Here is a 20,410-nt window from a genome sequence, read left to right as displayed (position 1 = left end):
TAACTAACTAAAATTAAATAGTATTAATTCAAATTAATTTTGTTAAGTATTACTTAAACAGAAGACGAAAATTAAAAAAACACACAATTGAGAGGAATTTGTTAAAAATGCACATAATGGAAGGCTTTCTGCCAAGCCCCTGGTGGCAGATCTGGTGGATACTGGCATTGCCCTGCCTGGTATACGGATTGTATAAGTTGAAAAAGTTACTTGATGAAAACCGTGAACTTCTCCCCCTACTGGGTGTTGCAGGAGGTTTTATTTTTGTCCTTTCTGCACTAAAACTTCCTTCAGTTACAGGAAGCTGCTCACACCCTACAGGAACGGCCCTTTCAGCAATAACATTCGGTCCATGGATAACTTGCGTAATAGGTTTTATTGTACTTTTATTTCAGTCACTATTCCTTGCACACGGAGGAATTACAACACTCGGCGCAAATGTAATGTCAATGGCAATAATTGGTCCGGTTGCAGGATATTTTGTTTATAAAGCACTTGACAAAATAAATTTCAACTTCTTTGCAAGTATATTCATTGCCGCATTCATCTGTGATATTGTAACCTATTGTATTACATCACTTGAACTTGCTCTTGCATTCCCTGCAACTTCCGGGGGCTTTTTGCCATCACTGGCTGCGTATCTGGGAGTTTTTGCGGTAACACAGATACCGCTTGCAATAATTGAAGGACTCGTTTTCGTTGTAATATTCAAGTACATAATTATTCTTAAACCTGACCTCCTGTTAAAACTAAAAGTCATGTCAGAAGAAAAAATGAAACAATTACAGGAGATGATGACAGAATGAAATACAAATTTGAGATTATTCTGGTAATTGCAGTAATTGCATTCATAGGTATTTTTCTCTGCACTGACGCACAGATGAAAACCTCCGGGGAGGAAGGCTGGGGAGGCTCTGATGGTGTCGGTTCAGAGATGCTTGAAGCACAGGGATATGAACCTTGGATTGAAAACTCTGATTATACCTTCACACCACCTTCAGGAGAAATTGAGTCATGCCTGTTTGCATTACAGGCATCTTTTGGAGGGCTGCTGATCGGTTGGATATTTGGATCATGGGTCACTGAAAGAAGACTTAAGAAAAATTCTAATTAATTTTTTGATCAATTAATAATTTAGAAATGTACTATGAATTTTTAGAAGATATTGCCCAGACCAATGGTCTGAGAAATGTCAATTCGGCGGTTAAAGTATTACTGGGTCTGGGCTGCATATTAATTTCAGTCAGTTCCAACAGCTTTATTGCGCCACTCTTTATTTCAATATCATTAAGTCTAATCATAATTCTGCTGGCAAAAATAAATCCAGGACTTTATCTTAAGTTATTATCAGTTCCTTTAGGCTTTGCCCTGACAAGCATTATTGTAATTCTTTTCCTTAGAAACAGCGGAGAGGTAATTTTTTCGCTCCCTGTCCTGAATACATTTATTCTCACAATCACTTCAGGAAGTATAAACGAAAGCGTACTGGTTTTATCACGATTATCGGGAGGTATGTGTTCACTTTATTTTCTGGCCCTGACAACACCTATGACAGAGATGTTTCTGCTTGCAAAAAAAATACATGTACCTGATGTATTCATAGATCTTTCAATGATAATATACAGGTTCATTTTTGTTTTAATTGAAGAAGCAGGACAGATATACAGTGCACAGACAATGAGACTCGGTTATGGTAATTTCAAAGAATCAATTAACACCTTTGGAATGATGGCCGGGTCTCTTTTCATAAATTCATGGAATAAAGGGGAGAATCTGATTAATGCTATGGAAACACGCTGCTATGACGGTAAATTTGCAATGCTTGAAGAGACACCTGATTTTTCAATATCAAATCTCTTATTGGTTATAATATTTTTAACAGCAGTTTTTACAATTTCATATCTCACATCCGAAATCAGCTTTTTAGGAGATGTTCTTTCTTGAGCACAATTCTCGAACTAAAAAATATAAAATACAAATATCCAAACGGCCCTGAAGCACTGAAAGGTATTAATTTTAGAATAGATAAAGGTGAAAAAATTGCTATTGTAGGTGCAAACGGTGCCGGTAAATCAACTCTGCTTCTTATGCTGAACGGTATGTTGAAACCGGATTCAGGTGATATTTTATTTACAGGAGAAATATTCAGATACGATAGAAAAAATCTCCGCGAACTAAGAAGAAAGGTTGGATTTGTATTCCAGAATCCTGACACACAAATAATTGCACCAACTGTATACCAGGACGTTGCATTCGGGCCTGTAAATCTTGGTTACTCAGATGATAAGGTCAGGTCTTCCGTCAAAGAAGCCCTTTCATACGTTGGAATGTCAGGGTTTGAAAGAAGACCGCCACACCAATTAAGCGGTGGTGAAAAGAAACGTGTTGCAATGGCCGGAATTCTTGCAATGAATCCTGATATTCTGGTATTCGATGAACCTACAAGTGCTCTTGACCCTGCAGGCTCTGAAGATGTAATGGAACTTCTTGATGAAATGCACATCAGCGGGAAAACCATAATAATTTCAACCCATGATGTTGAACTTGCGTACCCGTGGGCAGACAGGGTGGTTCTTATGCAGGGAGGCCGGGTTTTAACTGAAGGAACACCAGATGATGTTTTCCACAACAAATCCCTTGTAAAATCAGCGAAACTTTCAATTCCCGTTCTTCTTGAACTTTATGAAAGCCTCATTGAAAGGGGTATGGAAAGTTCAAAACGTCTGCCAAAATCTGTTCTTGATTTCGTACATCTTCTCGAAAGAGATCTCTATGAAGACTTAAAAATAAAATACGGCAAAATCCACCTCATTGATGCAGATAATATTGAGGTAGGCAATATTTCACAATATATAACTAAAAACCGGATATCTTCAATAGGTGCAATGGGTTCAAAGGCAAAACTCATGGCAGAAATTGAAAAGATTGAACTTGATTTTACCTACGGGGTAATTGACAAATGCCTTCTTAAAGCTATGAACAAAAAAGACTCTCTGATCATTACAAACGGAGGAATGATAAAAAGAGTAAATGAGAGAGTCAAATGCTTTAATGAAGAATCCAAAAGAAATGTTGAGATCATCGAATTCAAAAAAGAATAAGAATATTTTCTCTTTTTTAAATTTCAAAAATTCCTAAAAAATTAAGAAAAGATATTAATTATTTATTTTATTTCAGGCTTTGAAAGATATTTTTTATACCAGACAAACCAGGGAGTATCCAGTGTACCTATCAGATTCTTCATCACAATCTGTCCGATAATCAGGGGCATTATGGGTACAATTCCATAAAATGCAACGGTTACAAATATGATACTGTCAAGCGACAAACTGATAACATCACTAAATACACTTCTTACTACAATATTTTCGGGAAATTTTTCCTTGAGCCTTGAAAAAATATAAGCATCAAGATTCTGGCATACCAGATATGAAAGCCACGATGCAATTATTATCCTGATACTTAGACTAAAGAGACTCTCCCATGCGGATTCATATTCAAAGAAAGGTGCAGCCTCCATCATGTTAGACATTGCAAGGATAATTATCATAAGAACATTTGCAACAAATGCAATTCCGATTGCAATATGTGTCTTATACTCTCCGTACACCTCATTAATCATATCCACCGCCTGTGCAAGAAAAGGATATATCAGCACAGCAGCAGGGGCATAAAATGTTATAACCAACAGATCAAATTCAACAAACCTTGTTGCAATAATCTGTGACATTGTAAGATATAAAATGTAAAATCCAACAAGTGCCGTATATCCAATTTCACGATAATTCTTTACAACATAAGCAGACGCATATGTTACAATTGTCATACTGAGAATCCAGTATATCCATATTTCCGGAATAATCATTACTTATCAGTAATCTCCGGCAACTATTACAAACAGGTCACTTTTTACATCAGGAGGGGACGAAACACTCCCTGTGACTATTCTTTCATTTTCATATCCGAGATTCTCACATACTGAGATTGTACAGGTCTTATTTTCAGGAAGTATCTGTCCACATAAATATTTTGTATCAAAATTAGGATCCGCGATCAAAAATACAACCTTTCCCCGCAAAATTTCATCCACGGTGTTTGAAACTGCAATTTTATGATCTTTCCCGTGAGCATTTACAACAACACTTCTTGTAAGAGGCACCCTTAGTTTTGCAAAGGAATACTGCATTGATGAAATCCCTGAAATGATCTCGCCATCCAGATACCCAAGTCCTGCAAGCATAGGGTCTCCTGTTGAAAGCAGTACCGCATAATCAGGTAATTCTTTTAGACTTTTATAATCTGAAATTTCATGAACCTCACAATTATCAGGAATATATTTTTTACAAAGTTCAATTGAACGTCCTGAACCGTAAACAAGAGTTGCAGATCTCAAAGTCTCGACTGCTGCTTCGGTGAGCATTCCCGGGCCACAACCACAACCAACAATTTTCATTTGGAATCACCAACAATATCTCCATCCCTGTTTACAAGGATTACTCTCACATACGATTTTTCTTTTTTATAATCCAAAAGGACATCATATACTATATTCTGCCATTCAGAAGACATGCTCATCTCCTCAACTGTTTTAAATCCCTTACCTTCCAGAATATCAGGTTTTATAAATTTCAGGATTAATGCAGGGAGGCCGCAAACAATTATTTCCCCGGAGGCGACATCGATTGCCTTTTCAAGATATTTTCCAACAAGAATTACTTCATGCTCAGGAAACATGATTCGGGAATAACGCAGACCAACTCTCCCAGTTGTAAGGACGACCCTTTGTGAACCTTTGATTCTTTCAATTGCAGATTCAGTAAGATGATCATCCCAGGGTTCAACAAGACCTGTTGATCCAAGAACTGATATGCCCCCTAATACACCAACCTGCGGGTTCAGGGTTTTCTTCCCGACTGACTCACCAAGTGGGACTGTCAAAAACACCTTTACACCTTCAATTCCGATCTCTTCTGCCGCTTCCTTTACTGCATTCTTAATTGACGACATCGAAGTTTTGCTTATTGCAGGATTTCCTTTTTTGTATCTGGGAGTATCACGTTCAAATCTGCCAATACCCCCTCCGGCAATTATCTCAATTCCCGCTTTGGAGATTTCTGCTTTTGCTTCAAATAAAAGGTTTGATGTTATATCATTCCTGTAATCACCGGAATATTTCCACGCTCTCCCAAGACCGTCTATTCCCGTTGCTTTTACATCAAATGCGAGATCACAGGGCAGTTTTATTTTTACCGATGAAACCGGTTCCTTCAACGATAAAACAGCAGACTTACAAGCAGCAGCAGCTGTTGTTCCGGTAGTAAATCCTCTTCTTAAGATATTACCATCCGACATTAAAACTGCAAGGCCCAAAGATACAAGTTGAAGTGATTCTTCATTTTTACAGGCATTAACCCAGGAAGGCGGGTAATCATAGCCGGTTACTGGATCTTTCATCTTAATTCCGATAATTTATCATGAAAGTCAGTCCGGCCTTTCAGACCATTCCGCTTTCTGTTGCAGGTTTTTTATTTTCAATATACATTGTTATGATTTCATTTAATGCTGCAACTGCGGGAGGTGTCCCTCCGCGTGTCCCCTTGTTTGAAATTGAAGGAACATCCTTTTCGCGCAAAAGTTCCTTTGACTCTTTTGCATTTACAAATCCGACGGCACTGCCGATTACAAGTGCAGGTTTTATGCCCTCATCAATCATCCTGCAAAGGGATATCAGAGCAGACGGAGCATTCCCGATTACAACAATCGATCCTTCAAGATTTTCTTTTAAAGCAATAAAACCTGCTGAGCTTCTGGTTATTCCCAGTTCTTTTGAAATATCAGCACCAAAATCAAGTGCACACAAAACTTCACTATTATGCTCTTTTTTACGGATGCCTGTCTGCACCATGTGAATATCAGTAATAATCGGAGCACCGGATTTAAGGGCACTTAATCCTGCATCCACAGGATTTAATTTAAACTCCATTAAGTCAGCCATCACAAAGTCTCCGACAGAAATCGCACACCGCTGCCTGATTCTGTCTTCGGGGGTTTCATTCCCAATAACCTGTCTTGCGATTGCTCTGCTTGTTGAAGATATTTTATAACCTTCCTTTGTGTCCGCTCCGGGATCAATATACGTATTTTCTTTCATAGCCCCTCGGTGTTATAATTCCCCTGCGATCTCCAATATCCATAAAACGTGACTCTTCTCCGCCGATTATAACAATGGAGTGCATATCTACAAAACTGTCATCCTCAAACAGCTCATCAAGTGTATAATATCTTATATCCTGCTCTTCCCTGAACGCATTTTTTACAATTCCGACAGGAGTCTTCCCGGATTTAAAGCCAAGTGCAATAGACAGAGCTATTGCAAGATTATCAGGTCTCCCCCTGCTTTTTGGATTGTATAAAACAACAGGAACACCCATCTGAAATGCAAGACCCAGACGTTTTTCAATGACCTCCATTGGAGTTAACAGGTCAGAAAGGGAAATTGTCACATAATCTCCTGAAATGGGGGAGCCAATCCTTGATGCTGCGGCTGTGGCAGCAGTAACTCCGGGAATTACCTCAAAATCAATATCTGCCCCGTCATGCTCAAGAACTTCAAGAACAATGCCTGCCATGCCATAAACTCCGGGATCTCCGCCGCTCACCATCGAAACAACATGATCCTTTGCAAGTTCAATGCACTTTCTTGCACGCTCCACTTCCTTTCCCATTGAACTCCAGATGACTTCTTTTCCTTCAAGATAGTCACCAATTAGTTTCAGGTAGAAATCATTTCCAATGACATAATCAGATTCCTGTACTGCTTCAACAGCCCTTTTTGTGAGCTGATTTAAATTTCCGGGTCCTGTCCCTACAATGTAGAGTTTGCCCTTATCTGACGATGGCAACAGTAACCCTCCCGTATACGTGTTTTTTCATAATTATCTCCTTTCTCCTGGAAAGTGCAAGTGCCGAAGATTCCGCAACCCCGGAGAGCCCGAGTTTATCCGACGCTCTTGAAGCCGAAACGGGTTTTTCCCTGTTAATTGAATCATCATCAACAAAAACAAGATTTCCATCCAGATCATTTATAGCTTCAAGAAGACCCGGTTCGTTTCTCTTAATTCTTGTAGTCGAATAGACAAAAACGTCATCTTCGCATATTCCGACCTCAGAAAAAGCCAGCATAACAGCACCGGTTATTTCTTCTTTTAAAACTCCCTTCCTGCACCCGATACCAACAATATATTCTCCTTTTTCCATTAAAACAGATACCCGGGGTGTAACTGCAACCATTGCAGGCCCGGTAATTTCAAAAAATGGAATTTCATTATCAAGAATTGCCGAATTGACCTTTCTTGTTGAATCTTTGTTAAGAATCTCAAGATTTTTCTTTTCCGCTATTCCCTCAACAGAAGGCAGGCCATGGGTTTCGGTGGCTGTGGTTATTACAGGATTAAATCCCAGAAGGCATTCAAGTCTTTTTGCAATATTATTTCCACCATGATGACCGCCCAAAACAGGAATAGCATAGTCAAATCCGGGGCTAACCACAACAACAGAAGGGTCAGTCCATTTATCATTCAAAAACGGTGCAATTCCCCTTACCGCAATACCGGCAGACATTAAGGCAACAATATTTTTGTATTTTCCAAAAGATCTTTCAAATACACCATTATCATAGAGTTCAAAATCGCAATCAAGGGCTTTTGCTATCTCTGCTGCTTTTTCCCCAAACCTTTCAAGTGAAATTACGACTGTGTCTGTCATTCGTAAAGGTGTGAATTTACAAAATCCGAATTGACCGCATCAACCACATTGCCAATAATAATTAATGCAGTTTTATCAATTCCTGCTTCTCTTGCTTTTTTTGCAACGTCTGAAACAGTTCCTTTGATTACTTTTTCATCAGGCCATGTAGCACGATAAACAACAGCTGCAGGGGTTTCGGGCGGGCATTCAACTTTTTCAAAAACCTCTTCCATATGCTCAGTTCCAAGGAAAATGACCATCGTCTGACCCAGACGTGACATCTCAGCAATTTGATCTTTTTCAAGTGTTGTTCCGGCAGGACGTGTAACTATTACGGACTCGGATACTCCCCTCAGGGTGAGCTGGGTCTCAAGCGCTGCCGCTGCCCCGAACATTGATGATACTCCGGGCACTCTTTCAACTATAATGCCTGCTTTTTCAAGAAGAGCAGCCTGTTCTATGATAGCACCATAAAGTGAAGGGTCGCCTGAATGCAGCCTTACAACGCATAACCCGGATTTAGCGGAATCGACCATTTTTTGTGTCATATCCTCAAGCTTCATGCCCCAGCTGTCAAATTTCTCCGGTGCAGGACAATCCTCAACCAATTCCGGATTGACAAGTGATCCTGCATATATCAAAACATCTGCCTTGTCAAGTATTTTTTTTCCTTTTACAGTAATCAGTTCAGGATCTCCACAACCTGCACCGACAATATAGACTTTCCCGTTCATTTTATCCTCGCAAACATAACACTGAAATATGCACTATTTTCAGGAAGCTCTTCATTTTTGTATATTTTCTGATCCTTCATGTACATCTTTTCAGCAAGAACAAATTCATTGTAACCTTCTGATTTAAGCGATTCAGCAGTTTCTTTTGGATTTCTTATCTTAAGCATAATTCTGGAATTCACATCTGAGCCGTCAGTTATGGTTATCCCTCCGTTTACAGAAACTCCGGACGCAGAAGCAAAGGCTGTGATTGAACTGATACCAGGCACGGTCTCATATTCAATTTCAGGATATTTTTTATCAATTATCTCACAAAGTCTTCCAAAAGTTCCGTAAAAATTTGGGTCACCAAGGATGCAAAAAACAGCAAGACCCCTCCGTGCAAAAGGTGCAATAATCTCAGCATTTTTTTCCATGCATTCTTTAATGTATTCCTGATCGTCAGTCATAGGGAATGACAATGCAACCGGATCTTTCCGGAATGGTGAGATTATATCCTTTGCAACATTTCCAGGTACAAAAACAGCATCCGCATCTTCAATCAGGCGTACTGCTTTTAAAGTTAAAAGTTCAGGATCTCCTGGTCCGATTCCAACTGCTACCAGCATTAACGGTTCACACTCCCTACAATAATATAGACTGGATTTATCGGTTTGAACATTATGTCTCCACAAAGGGAATATGACCTGGCAACATGAACCTGTATTATTTCTTCAAATATTCCAAGACTTTTCATCTTTTCAACACTTTTTTGTACCGTTCCCAAAAGAACTGCATTTATTACAATTTTTCCTTTCACAATACCGGAGAGAATTTCAAGATTATTTTCCACATTTGCAGAACCACCTAAAAATGCGCAGTCCAGATAATCAATCTCTTTTAGTATTTCTGAGGCCTCTCCTGAAATCAGATCAACATTTTTTACTCCGGATTCCTTTATTGCCCCGGACGCACAGTCTATTGCCTCTTTCCTTTTATCAATTGCAAATACCTTACTACAGATTTTTGCAGCCTCAATAGAGACTTTTCCTGTCCCGCAGCCAACATCAGCCAATATATCACCGTTTTTCAAACCCAGTTTGAAAAGCGATATCGCCATTACTTCGTCCTGCGTAGGGCCTCCCTTCAACTCCATATTACTTACCTTAAATAAAGGAACTTCATTCTAAATAATATATTACAGAATTATCAGGGATATTATTCACTCAAATTCAAAGACATAAAACTATTAAAATTAGTAAAGGTTAAAGACCAAATCTGCCGAATATATAAAGAATGATCAAAGTTCGTAGAGAGGTGTGCTGCTATTGTGGTGCCTGCATTTCGGTCTGTCCCGAAGGAGCACTGGAACTTATTGATGCCTACCTTTCAGTGGAGAATGAGACCTGTAAAATGTGTAATATTTGTGTAAGAGTCTGTCCGCTTGGTGCACTGGAGGCATCTGATGAAGAGTGAATATGATGTCCTTATTGTCGGAGGAGGACCAGGCGGAGCACTTGCCGCTAAAGCAGCTTCAGAGAATGGCCTATCGGTGTGCATAATAGAAAAGCGCCCTGCAATCGGAGCGCCCGTGCGCTGTGCCGAGGGAATAGGTGAAGATCTGATTTCTGAATTCTTTGATGAACTTGATCCAAAGTGGATTTCAACAAAAATCGAAGGGGCAAAGTTAATTTCACCTGACAATTCATGCTTCTACCTAAGCCCGGAAATGGCCGGAAACGAAGTTGGATATGTTCTTGATCGTAAATTCTTTGATCGTGATCTCATATGGCAGGCTGTGGAAGCCGGCGCAGAATGTTACGTTAAGGCAAGAGCAGTTGATGCAATAGTAGAAAACGGAGCAATAAAGGGGGCAATCGTAGAATATGCAGGAGAAACAAGGGAAATTCGTGCATCAATTACGATAGCGGCAGATGGTGTTGAATCCAAATTTTCAAGATACTGTGGAATTGATACAACCGTTCCTTTAAGAGAACTGGAAACCTGTGCACAATACCTCATGACCGACATTGACATCGAAGAGGGGATAACGGTGTTTTATGTAGGCAGAGAAGTAGCACCTGAAGGCTACTTGTGGATATTCCCAAAAGGTAAAAGAACTGCCAATGTCGGTATCGGCATTTCAGGCACACAGTCGAAAAACGGTCACAGAGCAAAAGACTACCTTGATAAATATATAAAAGAGCACTTCCCCGAAGGCAAAACAATTGAACTGATTGCCGGAGGAGTTTCTGCATGTGAACCACTGGAATGCACAGTTGCAGACGGATTAATTATTGTCGGGGATGCGGCACGTGTCAGCGATCCAATTACAGGCGGCGGAATATATAATGCAATGTACACCGGACGTCTGGCAGGACAGATTGCATCAAAGTGTATTAAGTCAGGAGATTTCAGTAAAGACAAACTGATGGAATATGACAAAACCTGGCGCTCCTCAAAAATGGGAAAAGCACTTGAACGTAATTATCAGATTAAAGAAGTTTTTGTCAAACTAAATGATAAACAGCTTAATTCAATATTAAATTCAGTAAGCAATCTTGTAATGAAAGAGTTTTCAACACTTACTCTTATAAGGGAAATAGTTAAACTGAACCCAAAACTTCTAAAAGAACTTACATCTCTAAAAAAATATTTTGAATGAAAAATATTTTAAAATTTAAATTTTTAAAATCACTTTGGATTTTTCAGTTGCTTGTTTAATATTTTCAGACACTCCTCTTCGGCTTCCTTCTTTGTAAAGACCATTATCCTGTCATTTGGACGAATTCTGATAGTACCGCTTGGTATGATTATTTCCTTACTTTCCCTTTTAATTGCGATAAATACAAAATCCTTTACGTCAAGTTCCTTTATTTCATGATCTACAAAGGGGGCATTCTCATCAACACTTATTTCAAAAATCATTCCTCCGGGAATTGTTGCCAGCTGCTGCATATCAGGATTTTCTGACCAGTAATATAACCTGTTTGCAACGAGTTCATCAGGATTTTCACTTATTCTGACACCAACTTCCTTGAACAGTTCAGAGTGTTCAATTTGGTTTACAATTGAAATAAGATTCCGGACCTGAAACCTCTTTGCAAGCCAGCAGGTCATAAGATTAACAGCATCATCACTTGTGGTTGTAATAAGTGCATCTGCCCTGTCTATTCCGGCATCCTCAAGAATTGACCGGTCAGTTGAATTGCCTGTAATAGCCATAACGTCATAATGTTCAAGAATTTCATTGCAGCGGTTTTCATCCTTGTCAATAACAACTATACTGTCCCCATGTTCAGCAGCAACAGCAACCACATTTCTTCCGATTCCACCAAGACCAATAATGATGATGTACATGTCATTCACGTATCCTACATGACCATACATATAATTTATGAAATGTAATAGTACTGCAAGTGATATGCGGCATAGATGAGGCAGGGAAAGGATCTGTTCTTGGCCCGATGGTTATTGGAGGAGTCAAAGGAGAATCACTGTCAGATTTTACAAATAGCGGATATAATGATTCTAAAAAAATTTCTGCAAAAAAAAGAGACGAATTTTTTGAGGATATATCAAAAAATTATGAAACTACATGCATTATTCTGGATGCCAACAGAATTGATGAATGCAGAATTACTTATTCCATGAACGATATCGTTGCAATGGCACACGCAAAAGCAATAGATAAATTAGCCCCAAAAAAAGCATACGTTGATGCGTGTGATGTAAATGAGGTAAGATACGGTTTATCTGTGAAAGAACATCTGAAAAATCCCGTCGAAATAATATCAGAACACAAAGCAGATGAAAAATTTCGGATAGTAAGTGCGGCATCTATCATTGCAAAAGTCACAAGAGACAGACTGATCGAGAACATTTCAGAAGAATATGGTAAAATAGGGAGCGGATACCCTTCAGATCCCGTAACCATTGAATTTTTAAAATCATACATTAAAGAAAATGGAGAACCACCGGTTTTCTCAAGAAAAAGCTGGAAAACGGTATCAAATGTAATCGGAAATATTCAACAGAAAACTCTTTTTGAATTTTAATAAACTATCCAAAATATGATTATGCAAAATTACCATATTTTTTTCCTATACAAAAATAAAGCAAAAATTCAAGGGTCGTTGTTATTATATTTTTTTACCACATAGAGAAATTTCATCAGCATTGCAATCAATATAATTTACTCAGATGAACTGGCTATTAGTCGTGCTCTTTCTTGTAGCATTATATTTTCTGGTTGTCGGTTATATTAAAGCAAATAACCTTTGGGAAGATCACGTCATGTTTTATGGCCCGATCCTCGCATTAAAAACCGATAATGTAAAATTTTTTGACAAATTTATTCCATACTCACGCTTTTGGAAACTATATGGAACTCTCGGAGCCCTGATGGTTGTAGTTGTATCAGTACTCATGACAGCAATGCTTTTGTTCACGCTGCAAAAAAGCATCACTTCACCACCACCCCCGACAGGCATTTATGAACCTCAGAATATTTTGGCAATTCCGGGAGTAAATGAATTCCTGCCCTTGTCGCTGGCTGTTTTAATCGCTTTCATAGTGACCCTTGCAGTACATGAAGGTGGCCATGGCATACTTTCACGTATAGAGGGTATTAGAGTGAGGAGCACAGGAATACTTTTTTTTGTCATCCCCATAGGTGCATTTGTCGAACCTGATGAAGAAGATATTGAAAAATCCGGATCAGCTTCAAAAATAAGAATGTTTGGCGCAGGCATCACAAACAATATTGTAGTTGCATTAATCAGCTTTATACTCCTTGCAGGACTGATTGGTTTTGCAACCCCGACAGATACACCATACATAAAAGGCGTATATCAGGATTATCCTGCATTCAATGCACATATTCCCCAAAATTCAATAATAACACAGGTAAACGACCAGAATGTTTTTTCAAGAAATGATGTATCAGAGATTCTCTCTGATAAAAAACCAGGAGACACCATCACTCTCGCTATTAGTCATGATGGAACTAAAAAAGACTATACACTAACTCTTGATGAATGGCCAAAGGAATTCGGAGAACATAGTTCAGGATTTATGGGGGTTTACTACTATGATTCTGCCACTGTCAAGAATTTGTTTGATAAAGTAATTAAAGGACCACTCGGACCACTGCTCCTCATCTATGTACCCATAAATTCGGTAATAGAAGGTGATAACCTTGGTCTTGGGCTGTTAGCATTTGATTCTCCCGAGACTGCTGCATGGGAAGTTCCATTCACCGGATTCTGGGGCGTCATACAGATATTATTCTGGATGTTTTGGTTCAACTTTGCAGTTGCTACATTCAATGCGCTTCCTTTTGTTCCTCTTGACGGAGGATACATCATGCAGGAAGGTATCAGAAAATTCTTTGAAAAAAGGGAACTTTCTAAAGAATATGCTAACTATGTTGTGTCCGTAATAAGCATAGTAATGATAGTTGTGCTTGCATCAATCATTCTCGTACCATATATTGCTGCAATCTAAATCAAAAAATTACATTTAAAAAAGATGAAGACCTTTGGTCTTCACCGTTTATCTCCCCGAATAATTATTTAAAATAAAAAAAATGTTTAGAGCTTTTTTAGTCCAATTTGGGAAGTATCCTCATCAACAGGTGTTGTGGGATCTCCAAGACCTTTGATTTTGCTCTCTATATCCTTTACAAATTCCTTTTCATCAGCAATATCTTCATCCGAAGGTGATTTTCCAAGAATTGATTCATCAAGTTCAAACTCTTTCCAGTCCTCATCAACAAGTTCTTCCTCTTCGGCACCAAGGAATCTGGCACTCTGTTTTATGAGGCTTGAAACCTCAAACGGGAAAATTATTTTTGTAGCCTGACCATCAGACATCTGTTTAAGAGCATCAAGGGACAGGACTGTGATTGCTTTTTTGTCAAGAGGACGTGATCCCAGGGCAAGAATTCGCAGTCCCTGCGCTTCTCCCTGCGCCTGAAGAATTCTTGATTTGCGGTCTCCTTCTGCACGCAATATCTTGCTCTGACGATCTCCTTCAGCTTCCAGAATCATTGACTGACGTTTACCTTCTGATGAAAGAATTGCAGAACGCTTTTCACCGTCTGCCCTCAAAATCGCAGCACGCCTCTCACGCTCTGCTGCAGTCTGCTCAGTCATTGCCTGCTTCACGGCACCTACAGGATCAACCTCTTTTATTTCAACACGTTCAACTTTTACGCCCCATTGATCTGTCTCACGATCAAGAATGTCACGCAATTTGTTGTTTATAAGATCTCTGTTGTATAAAATCTCATCAAGTTCCATATCACCGATAATTCCACGAAGACTTGTCTGTGCAAGTGCAACTGTTGCCATACGATAATTTGAAACCTCAAAAGAAGACTTCTCAGGATCAATAACCCTTACATATACTATGGCATCAACATTTGTCGGAGAGTTATCTTTAGTGATAACTTCCTGTCTTGGAACATCCATGACCTGTGTCCTAAGATCAATTTTTATTATTTCAGTAATAAACGGGATGACCCACCGGAAACCAGGATTTAAGCGACCAATATACTGACCAAGCCTTATCTGCAAGGCCTGCTGATAAGGCTGAACTATTACAACTCCCTTTGCAAAAATGAGTATAATCGCAAGAACCAGAATAACTGTCACAAATACATTATCAAAACTATAAATTGCCATTCATATCTCCTCCACAATGATATGTACACCTTCTGACTTCACAACACGAACTTTTCTTCCCTTTTCAATAACACCGGCATTTGAACGTGCACTCCAGTCAACATTTTCAATATCAACCTTGCCTTTGATATTATCACTTTCAACATTTTCAATCACAGTACCTGTTTTTCCAACAAGAGAATCCTTGCTTACTGTAAAGGGGCGGCCCTTATCAGGAGTGATCTTGGAATAAATCCAGACACTTGCACCTGCTGCCATAAGGGCAGTCAATACACCAATTATAATAATCCATGGTGAATTAAACAGTTCTGGAAGCAAAAGTGAAATACAGCCAATAATGATTAATGTTGTACCCGGAACTGCAATGAAAAATCCGGGGTTAAAAGCTTCTGCAAGAAGCAAAATCACACCTATTAAAATCAAAATCCATCCAATGGCTATAGTTTCTACCACCATGAATTTACTTGAGTGTTTTGATTCTATATAGATATGTATGGTATTTCAGGTTTAGAAAAAATGATTTTATTCTGAAAAGTAAGCAATTCTTGAACCCTTGGGAATTTTTATATCCTCCGCAATAGGCTCACACTTAACCATCATAAGATATGCAACAGGCGGTAAATCCCTGCTCTTTTTATATTCACTTAAGGATTCATAATTTGCCATTCCTTTTGAAATGATAATTGTAGCATTATCAATTTCTTTTTGGAGTTCTTCTGAAATTAAATTAAGATTGATCCCTACTTCCGAAATTCCGGATGTACTTTCATAAACCCTGTCTGCAATTTTATCCATTCCAAGTTCAATTGAATCAATTAAAGTTGCATCATTAATGATCGGACTGCCCTTTACAACAACAGACACATATGAACCGCTTTTCTTCAGAAATTCTATCAGTTTTTTGTCGAAAACAATCTCCCCACAATTATCGCACAGATAAACAACCCTCTGACACAAATTCATAATTTTATCTGTGTCATCTACAGTGAACCCTTTTTTAAATTCTGTATTGAAAAAGTCAACAAAATTATCTGTCACCTTATGTTCATTAGATCCATAATCAAGGGTATTCCCTATAACAGACGCAAGACAGCAATCTGAAAAGGATACAAGCATATCATCAACACCTGCGAGTACACTTAAGGCTTCAATATTGCTTTTATTCTTAATATCATAATATGGATCATTTTCTCCCATCATTTCACAGGCAAGTCTGTGAATCCTGCTTGATATTTCTGGAGAAGGAGATTTTTCAGATACAGATTCAGTCAGTTTTACGCAACAGGTATCAACAATTTTGGAGATCTGATCATTATCGTCACAAACCAGACGACACTCATATTCTATTCTACTAATTAGACAGTCAAAACATCTTTTTGTTATTTGCATATAGATCAACGCTGAAAATTTGTTTTAAGTTTTAAGTCATGTAAGCGCTTTAAGTGATCTGTTAAAACACCTGTCAGGGTTTTATCGGATCCAAAAAAGGGAATTTATTTTCGTCTCATGTTTTCATAGAAAGATTCTACAAAACTCTCAAATGGATTCGCACAATGATATACTGTCATGAAACTCACCACATAACAATGAACATCATTATTATTTACAACTATTTGATAATAATCAATGATTATAATTATTAATTATGACAATTTATAAAATTAGAATGGGGCCACCGCGATTCGAACGCGGGTCAGAAGACCCCCAGTCTCCTAGGATGGTCCAGGCTACCCTATGGCCCCTGTTTTGTGTGTATATTTAGTGTGTCAGAATCACATATCTAATTTATTATTTGAATCTCTTAAAAGAATTATATTTTTAATTTTTTGAATTCTTCCACATTTTTTGTAAGTTCTTCAAGTTCACTGCATGTCACATTCATTGTGCTGTTTATTTCATCAACTTCATCAAGCAGCTGATATACTCTCCTTTGCATTAGATATAACAAAAACAGCAGAAATATTATGACAATACCAAATATTACAATAATAACAGATTCTGACATAAACGAAGACATTACTTATCACTCCTGAAAATTGATCTTGCAAGACGATCAAGGAACTTTTCACCGGATTTTTCTGAAACTTCACTGGCTTTATACTCAACTCCAGCAATTTTCGCAGCAATTTTTTTGATTTCAATAGATGCAGGTGAAGAAGGGTACTTCACGACAATAGGAGTCTTATATGCAGCCGATCTTCTGACATTAGGATCTTCAGGCACAAGCCCTATAACCTTAACACCCAAAACCTCCTCTATTTTATGCACACTGACCTCGGTATTCTCCAGAGTTGCACGATTTAAAATTGCACCCATTACATGACCGCCAATGAGCTCAGTAAGAATTTTTGTTTTTAATGCGTCTACCATTGAAGAAAGTTCGGGATTTACTACCAAAATAACTTCATCAGCTATTGCAAGGGGGATAACACCGTCCCTGCTTATACCTGCAGGAGCATCAATTATCAAAAAATCACACTGATTTACAATTTCCTTCATGACATCACGAAGAAGTTCAGGATCAGCATTCTGAAAACCCTGAAGTGAGATGCCACTTGGAACTACTTTCACCCCGGAGGGTCCTTCATAAATAGCTTCAGAAACAGGAGCTTTGCCTGCAAGAACCTCATGCAAAGTAACAGGAACATTCTCAAGTCCCAGGAGTATGCCAAGATTTGCCATACCCATATCTGCATCCATTATGTAAGTTTCCCTGCCATATGAAGCAAGAATTGTACCAAGGTTAACAGAAAGCGTTGTTTTTCCAGTGCCACCTTTTCCTGATGCTATTGTATAGGTTGTAACCATATTTACCGCGAATATTTTGGTTTTTTCAATTAGCCATACGATAATTAGCAGAGTTCTGCTTTTTATATTATATATGGATTATGTGTTATTAAGTTCAAACCCATGTCTTTTATTTTGAGCATATATTATTTTGGGATAAGATGATCAAAATCCATATCCTTCAATAATTGGGTCATATTTTTGGATATTTTTTCCTCAAAATCAACAATATTTATGTTACTGAGATTTTCCAGATCAGCTTCAAAAGAATTAATGGCCAGTTCAGAAAATAAAGAGGTTTTTTCCAATACAAATTCAGGATTATCCTCTATTGCAGAAGTCAGTTCATCGTAAGAATATTCAAATAATTTAAAACTGAACAAATCTTTCGCAGAAAGGTTTTTTATCTCTTCTATAACGCCATCACTTTTTCCGGTTCCGGATTCAGAAAGAACAGCATAACCATTATTAAATACCAACCGGTAAAAGAACTCACCTGATTCAGCCTCACATCTTCCGGTAAAATTATATGTCCGGATTATTTCTAAAATTCTTAAAAAATTGCTATTTAGAATAAATGCCTTGTAACTGCCATCCGGTAAAATCATCTTAGGTTTAGATATTGCTAAAGGGATATAATATTTTTATTACATGATTCTGTGATCAAACCAAGAGATTAATCCTAAACAAATATTTTCATGAAATGCAATAATACAGAATAACTCTTAAGCCATACAAAGCTAATATGCAATATAGATCATATGTATAAAGAATAAGTGCATTTAGAGGTATCATATAAATGAATGAAAGCGGCCCTTTAAAGACAAAAATTAATGATTTTATATCGGAAATTATGGCCATAGAAGGAGTTCTGGCCTGCTCAATTGTATCTACCGAAGGTCAGATAATTGGTAAATCCGACAGCAGCAAGGCACCCTCACCATTTCTGGGAATAACCGGAGCTACATTATATGCTTCTGCAGAGGCAGCATGTAGCACATTTCATATAAGCACCCCGGAATATATTCTTGTTGAAACGGTTAAAAAAGATGGATATATTATGATCAAAGCAGCAGGAAAAAGAAATCTTATCGCCACAGTTATTACCGACACAGTCAATACATCAGAAGTCAAAAATTTAATATCACAATTATCTGAAAAAATAGGGGAGGAGATCTAAATGTACAATATTCTGGTAGTTGATGACAGCCCGATGATTGTCGACGTATTCGTTGCCATGCTTGAACGTGGAGGTTATGCACCAATTGCTGCATACAGCGGCCCCGAATGCCTGGAAAAATTAAAAGAGATCACCCCGCACCTCATACTTCTGGATATTATGATGGAACCCATGGACGGCTGGGAAACTCTCGAAAATATCAAAGCAAACCCCGAAACAAAAGAAATTCCTGTGATGATGCTTACTGCAAAACAACTTACACCCGAGGAGGCACAGGAATATGGGGCCTACATTGAAGATTATGTTATGAAACCAACAACCCACAGACAACTTTACGATGCAATAGAATACATTCTAAAACGCCGGGAGAGTATTTCCAAAGATGTTGACGGGGCAAAGGAAGCAGGGGTTGAAGAACAAATCGTCGAAGAATATGAACGCCTTAGCAAAAGTGTTGACGTCTTAAAGCGCCTTTTCAAAATTCTTGAATCAACATACAACCTAAATGATGAAGACGTAAAAGTTGGAGAAAATATTTCACAAGCCATAAAAAGTATGGAAATGAGCATTAAACTCCAGGAAGAACGCCTGGCACAGATTAAAAAATCATTTAACCAATAATATCCATAATTGTGAGAAATTTATTTCATAAAAAGGACTGATAAAAGAATAAAATAATACATAATAAAAAACTTATGAAAAATTATTTTTTTAAATATGATCTATGTTGCGCGGCAATCAGATTTAATAATACATCAGATATCACACAAGTATATAAACGATAGAAAGATTTAATATCAAATACCTCATTGTAATAATGCTGACTGGACAAATCAGAGAGGGCCTATAGCTCAGTTAGGCAGAGCGCCTGGCTTTTAACCAGGTGGTCGGGGGTTCAAATCCCCTTGGGCCCGTTTGCCACAAAACATAAGACCAAAATGTGGCGTATTTTGGTATTTTTTCAACGGTGATGCATCTGAACAAAACTCAATATATCATCAGGGGCTAAGAGATGAGCACCAATTTTTCGGTATTAAAACATGTTATGGTACCTGACCATCAAATCATGAGTCAGGAAGAGATCCAGGATCTGCTTACTTTCTACCAGATTACCCGTGACCAGCTTCCAAAAATTTACCACGATGATCCGGCAGTAAAAGAAGTTGGAGCAAAGATCAATGACGTAATCAGGATTGTCCGCACAAGTCAAACCGCTGGTCTGGCCGAAGCGTATAGAATGGTCGTAAAGAGGCCAAAGAAATAATTAATTCAAATTTTATTAATTCCCAGGGTGG

27 protein-coding genes and 2 tRNA genes are annotated in these 20,410 nt (G+C 38.2%); 12 read left to right on the top strand and 17 right to left on the bottom strand.

What is annotated here, in order from left to right; translation table 11 throughout:
• Positions 1 to 107 precede the first annotated feature (107 nt).
• The 4 genes from F1737_RS03585 to F1737_RS03570 are packed head-to-tail and all read left to right on the top strand — an operon-like array spanning position 108 to position 3,101.
• On the top strand, positions 108 to 806 hold the full coding sequence (locus tag F1737_RS03585) for an energy-coupling factor ABC transporter permease (protein ID WP_317137411.1): 699 nt from the start codon (positions 108 to 110) through the stop codon (positions 804 to 806).
• Positions 803 to 1,114 carry an energy-coupling factor ABC transporter substrate-binding protein gene (locus tag F1737_RS03580; protein ID WP_317137410.1) on the top strand — a complete coding sequence of 104 codons (312 nt, stop codon included), beginning with the start codon at positions 803 to 805 and terminating at the stop codon, positions 1,112 to 1,114. The genes F1737_RS03585 and F1737_RS03580 overlap by 4 nt, the downstream gene beginning before the upstream one ends.
• Before the next feature lie 26 nt (positions 1,115 to 1,140).
• Positions 1,141 to 1,944 (top strand): cobalt ECF transporter T component CbiQ, encoded by an 804-nt coding sequence (gene cbiQ / locus F1737_RS03575; protein WP_317137409.1) that lies wholly within the window; start codon positions 1,141 to 1,143, stop codon positions 1,942 to 1,944.
• On the top strand, positions 1,941 to 3,101 hold the full coding sequence (locus tag F1737_RS03570; RefSeq protein ID WP_317137408.1) for an energy-coupling factor ABC transporter ATP-binding protein: 1,161 nt from the start codon (positions 1,941 to 1,943) through the stop codon (positions 3,099 to 3,101). Before cbiQ ends, F1737_RS03570 begins: the two co-directional genes overlap by 4 nt.
• A gap of 62 nt (positions 3,102 to 3,163) precedes the next feature.
• Here F1737_RS03570 and F1737_RS03565 read toward each other — a convergent pair whose 3' ends face one another.
• The 9 genes from F1737_RS03565 to cbiT are packed head-to-tail and all read right to left on the bottom strand — an operon-like array spanning position 3,164 to position 9,615.
• On the bottom strand, positions 3,164 to 3,865 hold the full coding sequence (locus tag F1737_RS03565; protein ID WP_317137407.1) for a queuosine precursor transporter: 702 nt from the start codon (positions 3,863 to 3,865) through the stop codon (positions 3,164 to 3,166).
• Between the two features lie 6 nt (positions 3,866 to 3,871).
• Positions 3,872 to 4,453, bottom strand: a complete 582-nt coding sequence (locus F1737_RS03560; protein WP_317137406.1) for a cobalt-precorrin-7 (C(5))-methyltransferase — start codon at positions 4,451 to 4,453, stop codon at positions 3,872 to 3,874.
• Positions 4,450 to 5,454 carry a cobalt-precorrin-5B (C(1))-methyltransferase gene (locus F1737_RS03555; protein WP_317137405.1) on the bottom strand — a complete coding sequence of 335 codons (1,005 nt, stop codon included), beginning with the start codon at positions 5,452 to 5,454 and terminating at the stop codon, positions 4,450 to 4,452. Before F1737_RS03555 ends, F1737_RS03560 begins: the two co-directional genes overlap by 4 nt.
• A gap of 40 nt (positions 5,455 to 5,494) precedes the next feature.
• Positions 5,495 to 6,151 carry a precorrin-8X methylmutase gene (locus tag F1737_RS03550; RefSeq protein ID WP_317137404.1) on the bottom strand — a complete coding sequence of 219 codons (657 nt, stop codon included), beginning with the start codon at positions 6,149 to 6,151 and terminating at the stop codon, positions 5,495 to 5,497.
• Positions 6,129 to 6,902 (bottom strand): precorrin-3B C(17)-methyltransferase, encoded by a 774-nt coding sequence (gene cobJ / locus F1737_RS03545; RefSeq protein WP_317137403.1) that lies wholly within the window; start codon positions 6,900 to 6,902, stop codon positions 6,129 to 6,131. The genes F1737_RS03550 and cobJ overlap by 23 nt, the downstream gene beginning before the upstream one ends.
• Positions 6,886 to 7,764: a cobalt-precorrin 5A hydrolase gene (gene cbiG / locus F1737_RS03540; protein WP_317137402.1), complete on the bottom strand. Its 879-nt coding sequence runs from the start codon at positions 7,762 to 7,764 to the stop codon at positions 6,886 to 6,888. The genes cobJ and cbiG overlap by 17 nt, the downstream gene beginning before the upstream one ends.
• Positions 7,761 to 8,480, bottom strand: coding sequence for a cobalt-precorrin-4/precorrin-4 C(11)-methyltransferase (locus F1737_RS03535; RefSeq protein ID WP_317137401.1), 720 nt, complete (start codon positions 8,478 to 8,480; stop codon positions 7,761 to 7,763). Before F1737_RS03535 ends, cbiG begins: the two co-directional genes overlap by 4 nt.
• Positions 8,477 to 9,088 carry a cobalt-factor II C(20)-methyltransferase gene (locus tag F1737_RS03530; RefSeq protein WP_317137400.1) on the bottom strand — a complete coding sequence of 204 codons (612 nt, stop codon included), beginning with the start codon at positions 9,086 to 9,088 and terminating at the stop codon, positions 8,477 to 8,479. Before F1737_RS03530 ends, F1737_RS03535 begins: the two co-directional genes overlap by 4 nt.
• The gene (gene cbiT, locus F1737_RS03525) at positions 9,088 to 9,615 is read right to left on the bottom strand and encodes a precorrin-6Y C5,15-methyltransferase (decarboxylating) subunit CbiT (protein WP_317137399.1); all 528 of its coding nucleotides are present in this window, start codon (positions 9,613 to 9,615) and stop codon (positions 9,088 to 9,090) included. Before cbiT ends, F1737_RS03530 begins: the two co-directional genes overlap by 1 nt.
• A gap of 140 nt (positions 9,616 to 9,755) precedes the next feature.
• Here cbiT and F1737_RS03520 point away from each other — a divergent pair, with 140 nt between their 5' ends.
• Positions 9,756 to 9,935: a 4Fe-4S binding protein gene (locus F1737_RS03520; protein WP_317137398.1), complete on the top strand. Its 180-nt coding sequence runs from the start codon at positions 9,756 to 9,758 to the stop codon at positions 9,933 to 9,935.
• Positions 9,925 to 11,124 carry an NAD(P)/FAD-dependent oxidoreductase gene (locus F1737_RS03515; RefSeq protein ID WP_317137397.1) on the top strand — a complete coding sequence of 400 codons (1,200 nt, stop codon included), beginning with the start codon at positions 9,925 to 9,927 and terminating at the stop codon, positions 11,122 to 11,124. The genes F1737_RS03520 and F1737_RS03515 overlap by 11 nt, the downstream gene beginning before the upstream one ends.
• A 29-nt stretch (positions 11,125 to 11,153) precedes the next feature.
• On the opposite strand, the gene F1737_RS03510 is transcribed toward F1737_RS03515, so the two are convergent.
• Positions 11,154 to 11,819: a potassium channel family protein gene (locus F1737_RS03510; protein WP_317137862.1), complete on the bottom strand. Its 666-nt coding sequence runs from the start codon at positions 11,817 to 11,819 to the stop codon at positions 11,154 to 11,156.
• A gap of 59 nt (positions 11,820 to 11,878) precedes the next feature.
• Here F1737_RS03510 and rnhB point away from each other — a divergent pair, with 59 nt between their 5' ends.
• Positions 11,879 to 12,517: a ribonuclease HII gene (gene rnhB / locus F1737_RS03505; RefSeq protein WP_317137396.1), complete on the top strand. Its 639-nt coding sequence runs from the start codon at positions 11,879 to 11,881 to the stop codon at positions 12,515 to 12,517.
• Between the two features lie 145 nt (positions 12,518 to 12,662).
• A complete protein-coding gene (locus F1737_RS03500; protein ID WP_317137395.1) occupies positions 12,663 to 13,967 on the top strand; it encodes a site-2 protease family protein in 1,305 nt (434 codons plus the stop codon).
• A gap of 86 nt (positions 13,968 to 14,053) precedes the next feature.
• Here the strand turns inward: F1737_RS03500 and F1737_RS03495 are convergent, their stop codons facing one another.
• The 7 genes from F1737_RS03495 to F1737_RS03465 all read right to left on the bottom strand — a co-directional run bounded on the left by F1737_RS03495 (position 14,054) and on the right by F1737_RS03465 (position 18,414).
• Positions 14,054 to 15,148 (bottom strand): SPFH domain-containing protein, encoded by a 1,095-nt coding sequence (locus F1737_RS03495; RefSeq protein ID WP_317137394.1) that lies wholly within the window; start codon positions 15,146 to 15,148, stop codon positions 14,054 to 14,056.
• Positions 15,149 to 15,604, bottom strand: coding sequence for an NfeD family protein (locus F1737_RS03490; RefSeq protein WP_317137393.1), 456 nt, complete (start codon positions 15,602 to 15,604; stop codon positions 15,149 to 15,151). It abuts the gene before it with no gap.
• Between the two features lie 66 nt (positions 15,605 to 15,670).
• A complete protein-coding gene (locus F1737_RS03485) occupies positions 15,671 to 16,537 on the bottom strand; it encodes a damage-control phosphatase ARMT1 family protein (RefSeq protein ID WP_317137392.1) in 867 nt (288 codons plus the stop codon).
• 278 nt (positions 16,538 to 16,815) lie between these two features.
• Positions 16,816 to 16,890: transfer RNA gene (locus F1737_RS03480), tRNA-Pro, on the bottom strand.
• A 68-nt stretch (positions 16,891 to 16,958) separates the two neighbouring features.
• Entirely contained in the window at positions 16,959 to 17,165 is a 207-nt protein-coding gene (locus tag F1737_RS03475) for a hypothetical protein (RefSeq protein WP_317137391.1), read from the bottom strand.
• Positions 17,165 to 17,956 carry a cell division ATPase MinD gene (gene minD / locus F1737_RS03470; protein ID WP_317137390.1) on the bottom strand — a complete coding sequence of 264 codons (792 nt, stop codon included), beginning with the start codon at positions 17,954 to 17,956 and terminating at the stop codon, positions 17,165 to 17,167. The genes F1737_RS03475 and minD overlap by 1 nt, the downstream gene beginning before the upstream one ends.
• A gap of 125 nt (positions 17,957 to 18,081) precedes the next feature.
• The gene (locus F1737_RS03465) at positions 18,082 to 18,414 is read right to left on the bottom strand and encodes a hypothetical protein (protein ID WP_317137389.1); all 333 of its coding nucleotides are present in this window, start codon (positions 18,412 to 18,414) and stop codon (positions 18,082 to 18,084) included.
• Positions 18,415 to 18,734: 320 nt separating this feature from the next.
• Here F1737_RS03465 and F1737_RS03460 point away from each other — a divergent pair, with 320 nt between their 5' ends.
• The 4 genes from F1737_RS03460 (at position 18,735) to F1737_RS03445 (ending at position 20,379) form a co-directional block, all read left to right on the top strand.
• Positions 18,735 to 19,115, top strand: coding sequence for a roadblock/LC7 domain-containing protein (locus tag F1737_RS03460; protein WP_317137388.1), 381 nt, complete (start codon positions 18,735 to 18,737; stop codon positions 19,113 to 19,115).
• The gene (locus F1737_RS03455; protein WP_317137387.1) at positions 19,116 to 19,736 is read left to right on the top strand and encodes a response regulator; all 621 of its coding nucleotides are present in this window, start codon (positions 19,116 to 19,118) and stop codon (positions 19,734 to 19,736) included. It abuts the gene before it with no gap.
• A 219-nt stretch (positions 19,737 to 19,955) separates the two neighbouring features.
• A tRNA-Lys gene (locus F1737_RS03450) sits at positions 19,956 to 20,029 on the top strand.
• A gap of 98 nt (positions 20,030 to 20,127) precedes the next feature.
• On the top strand, positions 20,128 to 20,379 hold the full coding sequence (locus tag F1737_RS03445; protein ID WP_317137386.1) for a DNA-directed RNA polymerase subunit H: 252 nt from the start codon (positions 20,128 to 20,130) through the stop codon (positions 20,377 to 20,379).
• Positions 20,380 to 20,410: the final 31 nt, after the last annotated feature.

The sequence above is a fragment of the Methanoplanus sp. FWC-SCC4 genome, assembly GCF_032878975.1.
Taxonomy (GTDB): Archaea; Halobacteriota; Methanomicrobia; order Methanomicrobiales; family Methanomicrobiaceae; genus Methanochimaera; species Methanochimaera problematica.
Note: the sequence above shows the minus strand (reverse complement) of the source record. Positions and strands in the feature narration are given on the sequence as shown.

Coding starts and splice junctions, on each gene's coding strand:
- F1737_RS03530 (WP_317137400.1), bottom strand. CDS start 9,088: ATGCTGGTAGCAGTTGGAATCGGACCAGGAGATCCTGAACTTTTAACT.
- F1737_RS03495 (WP_317137394.1), bottom strand. CDS start 15,148: ATGGCAATTTATAGTTTTGATAATGTATTTGTGACAGTTATTCTGGTT.
- F1737_RS03555 (WP_317137405.1), bottom strand. CDS start 5,454: ATGAAAGATCCAGTAACCGGCTATGATTACCCGCCTTCCTGGGTTAAT.
- F1737_RS03485 (WP_317137392.1), bottom strand. CDS start 16,537: ATGCAAATAACAAAAAGATGTTTTGACTGTCTAATTAGTAGAATAGAA.
- F1737_RS03560 (WP_317137406.1), bottom strand. CDS start 4,453: ATGAAAATTGTTGGTTGTGGTTGTGGCCCGGGAATGCTCACCGAAGCA.
- F1737_RS03585 (WP_317137411.1), top strand. CDS start 108: ATGCACATAATGGAAGGCTTTCTGCCAAGCCCCTGGTGGCAGATCTGG.
- F1737_RS03500 (WP_317137395.1), top strand. CDS start 12,663: ATGAACTGGCTATTAGTCGTGCTCTTTCTTGTAGCATTATATTTTCTG.
- F1737_RS03455 (WP_317137387.1), top strand. CDS start 19,116: ATGTACAATATTCTGGTAGTTGATGACAGCCCGATGATTGTCGACGTA.
- F1737_RS03535 (WP_317137401.1), bottom strand. CDS start 8,480: ATGAACGGGAAAGTCTATATTGTCGGTGCAGGTTGTGGAGATCCTGAA.
- F1737_RS03460 (WP_317137388.1), top strand. CDS start 18,735: ATGAATGAAAGCGGCCCTTTAAAGACAAAAATTAATGATTTTATATCG.
- minD (WP_317137390.1), bottom strand. CDS start 17,956: ATGGTTACAACCTATACAATAGCATCAGGAAAAGGTGGCACTGGAAAA.
- F1737_RS03510 (WP_317137862.1), bottom strand. CDS start 11,819: ATGTACATCATCATTATTGGTCTTGGTGGAATCGGAAGAAATGTGGTT.
- F1737_RS03565 (WP_317137407.1), bottom strand. CDS start 3,865: ATGATTATTCCGGAAATATGGATATACTGGATTCTCAGTATGACAATT.
- F1737_RS03445 (WP_317137386.1), top strand. CDS start 20,128: ATGAGCACCAATTTTTCGGTATTAAAACATGTTATGGTACCTGACCAT.
- F1737_RS03515 (WP_317137397.1), top strand. CDS start 9,925: ATGAAGAGTGAATATGATGTCCTTATTGTCGGAGGAGGACCAGGCGGA.
- F1737_RS03520 (WP_317137398.1), top strand. CDS start 9,756: ATGATCAAAGTTCGTAGAGAGGTGTGCTGCTATTGTGGTGCCTGCATT.
- F1737_RS03580 (WP_317137410.1), top strand. CDS start 803: ATGAAATACAAATTTGAGATTATTCTGGTAATTGCAGTAATTGCATTC.
- cbiQ (WP_317137409.1), top strand. CDS start 1,141: ATGTACTATGAATTTTTAGAAGATATTGCCCAGACCAATGGTCTGAGA.
- cbiG (WP_317137402.1), bottom strand. CDS start 7,764: ATGACAGACACAGTCGTAATTTCACTTGAAAGGTTTGGGGAAAAAGCA.
- F1737_RS03490 (WP_317137393.1), bottom strand. CDS start 15,604: ATGGTGGTAGAAACTATAGCCATTGGATGGATTTTGATTTTAATAGGT.
- F1737_RS03475 (WP_317137391.1), bottom strand. CDS start 17,165: ATGTCTTCGTTTATGTCAGAATCTGTTATTATTGTAATATTTGGTATT.
- cbiT (WP_317137399.1), bottom strand. CDS start 9,615: ATGGAGTTGAAGGGAGGCCCTACGCAGGACGAAGTAATGGCGATATCG.
- F1737_RS03550 (WP_317137404.1), bottom strand. CDS start 6,151: ATGAAAGAAAATACGTATATTGATCCCGGAGCGGACACAAAGGAAGGT.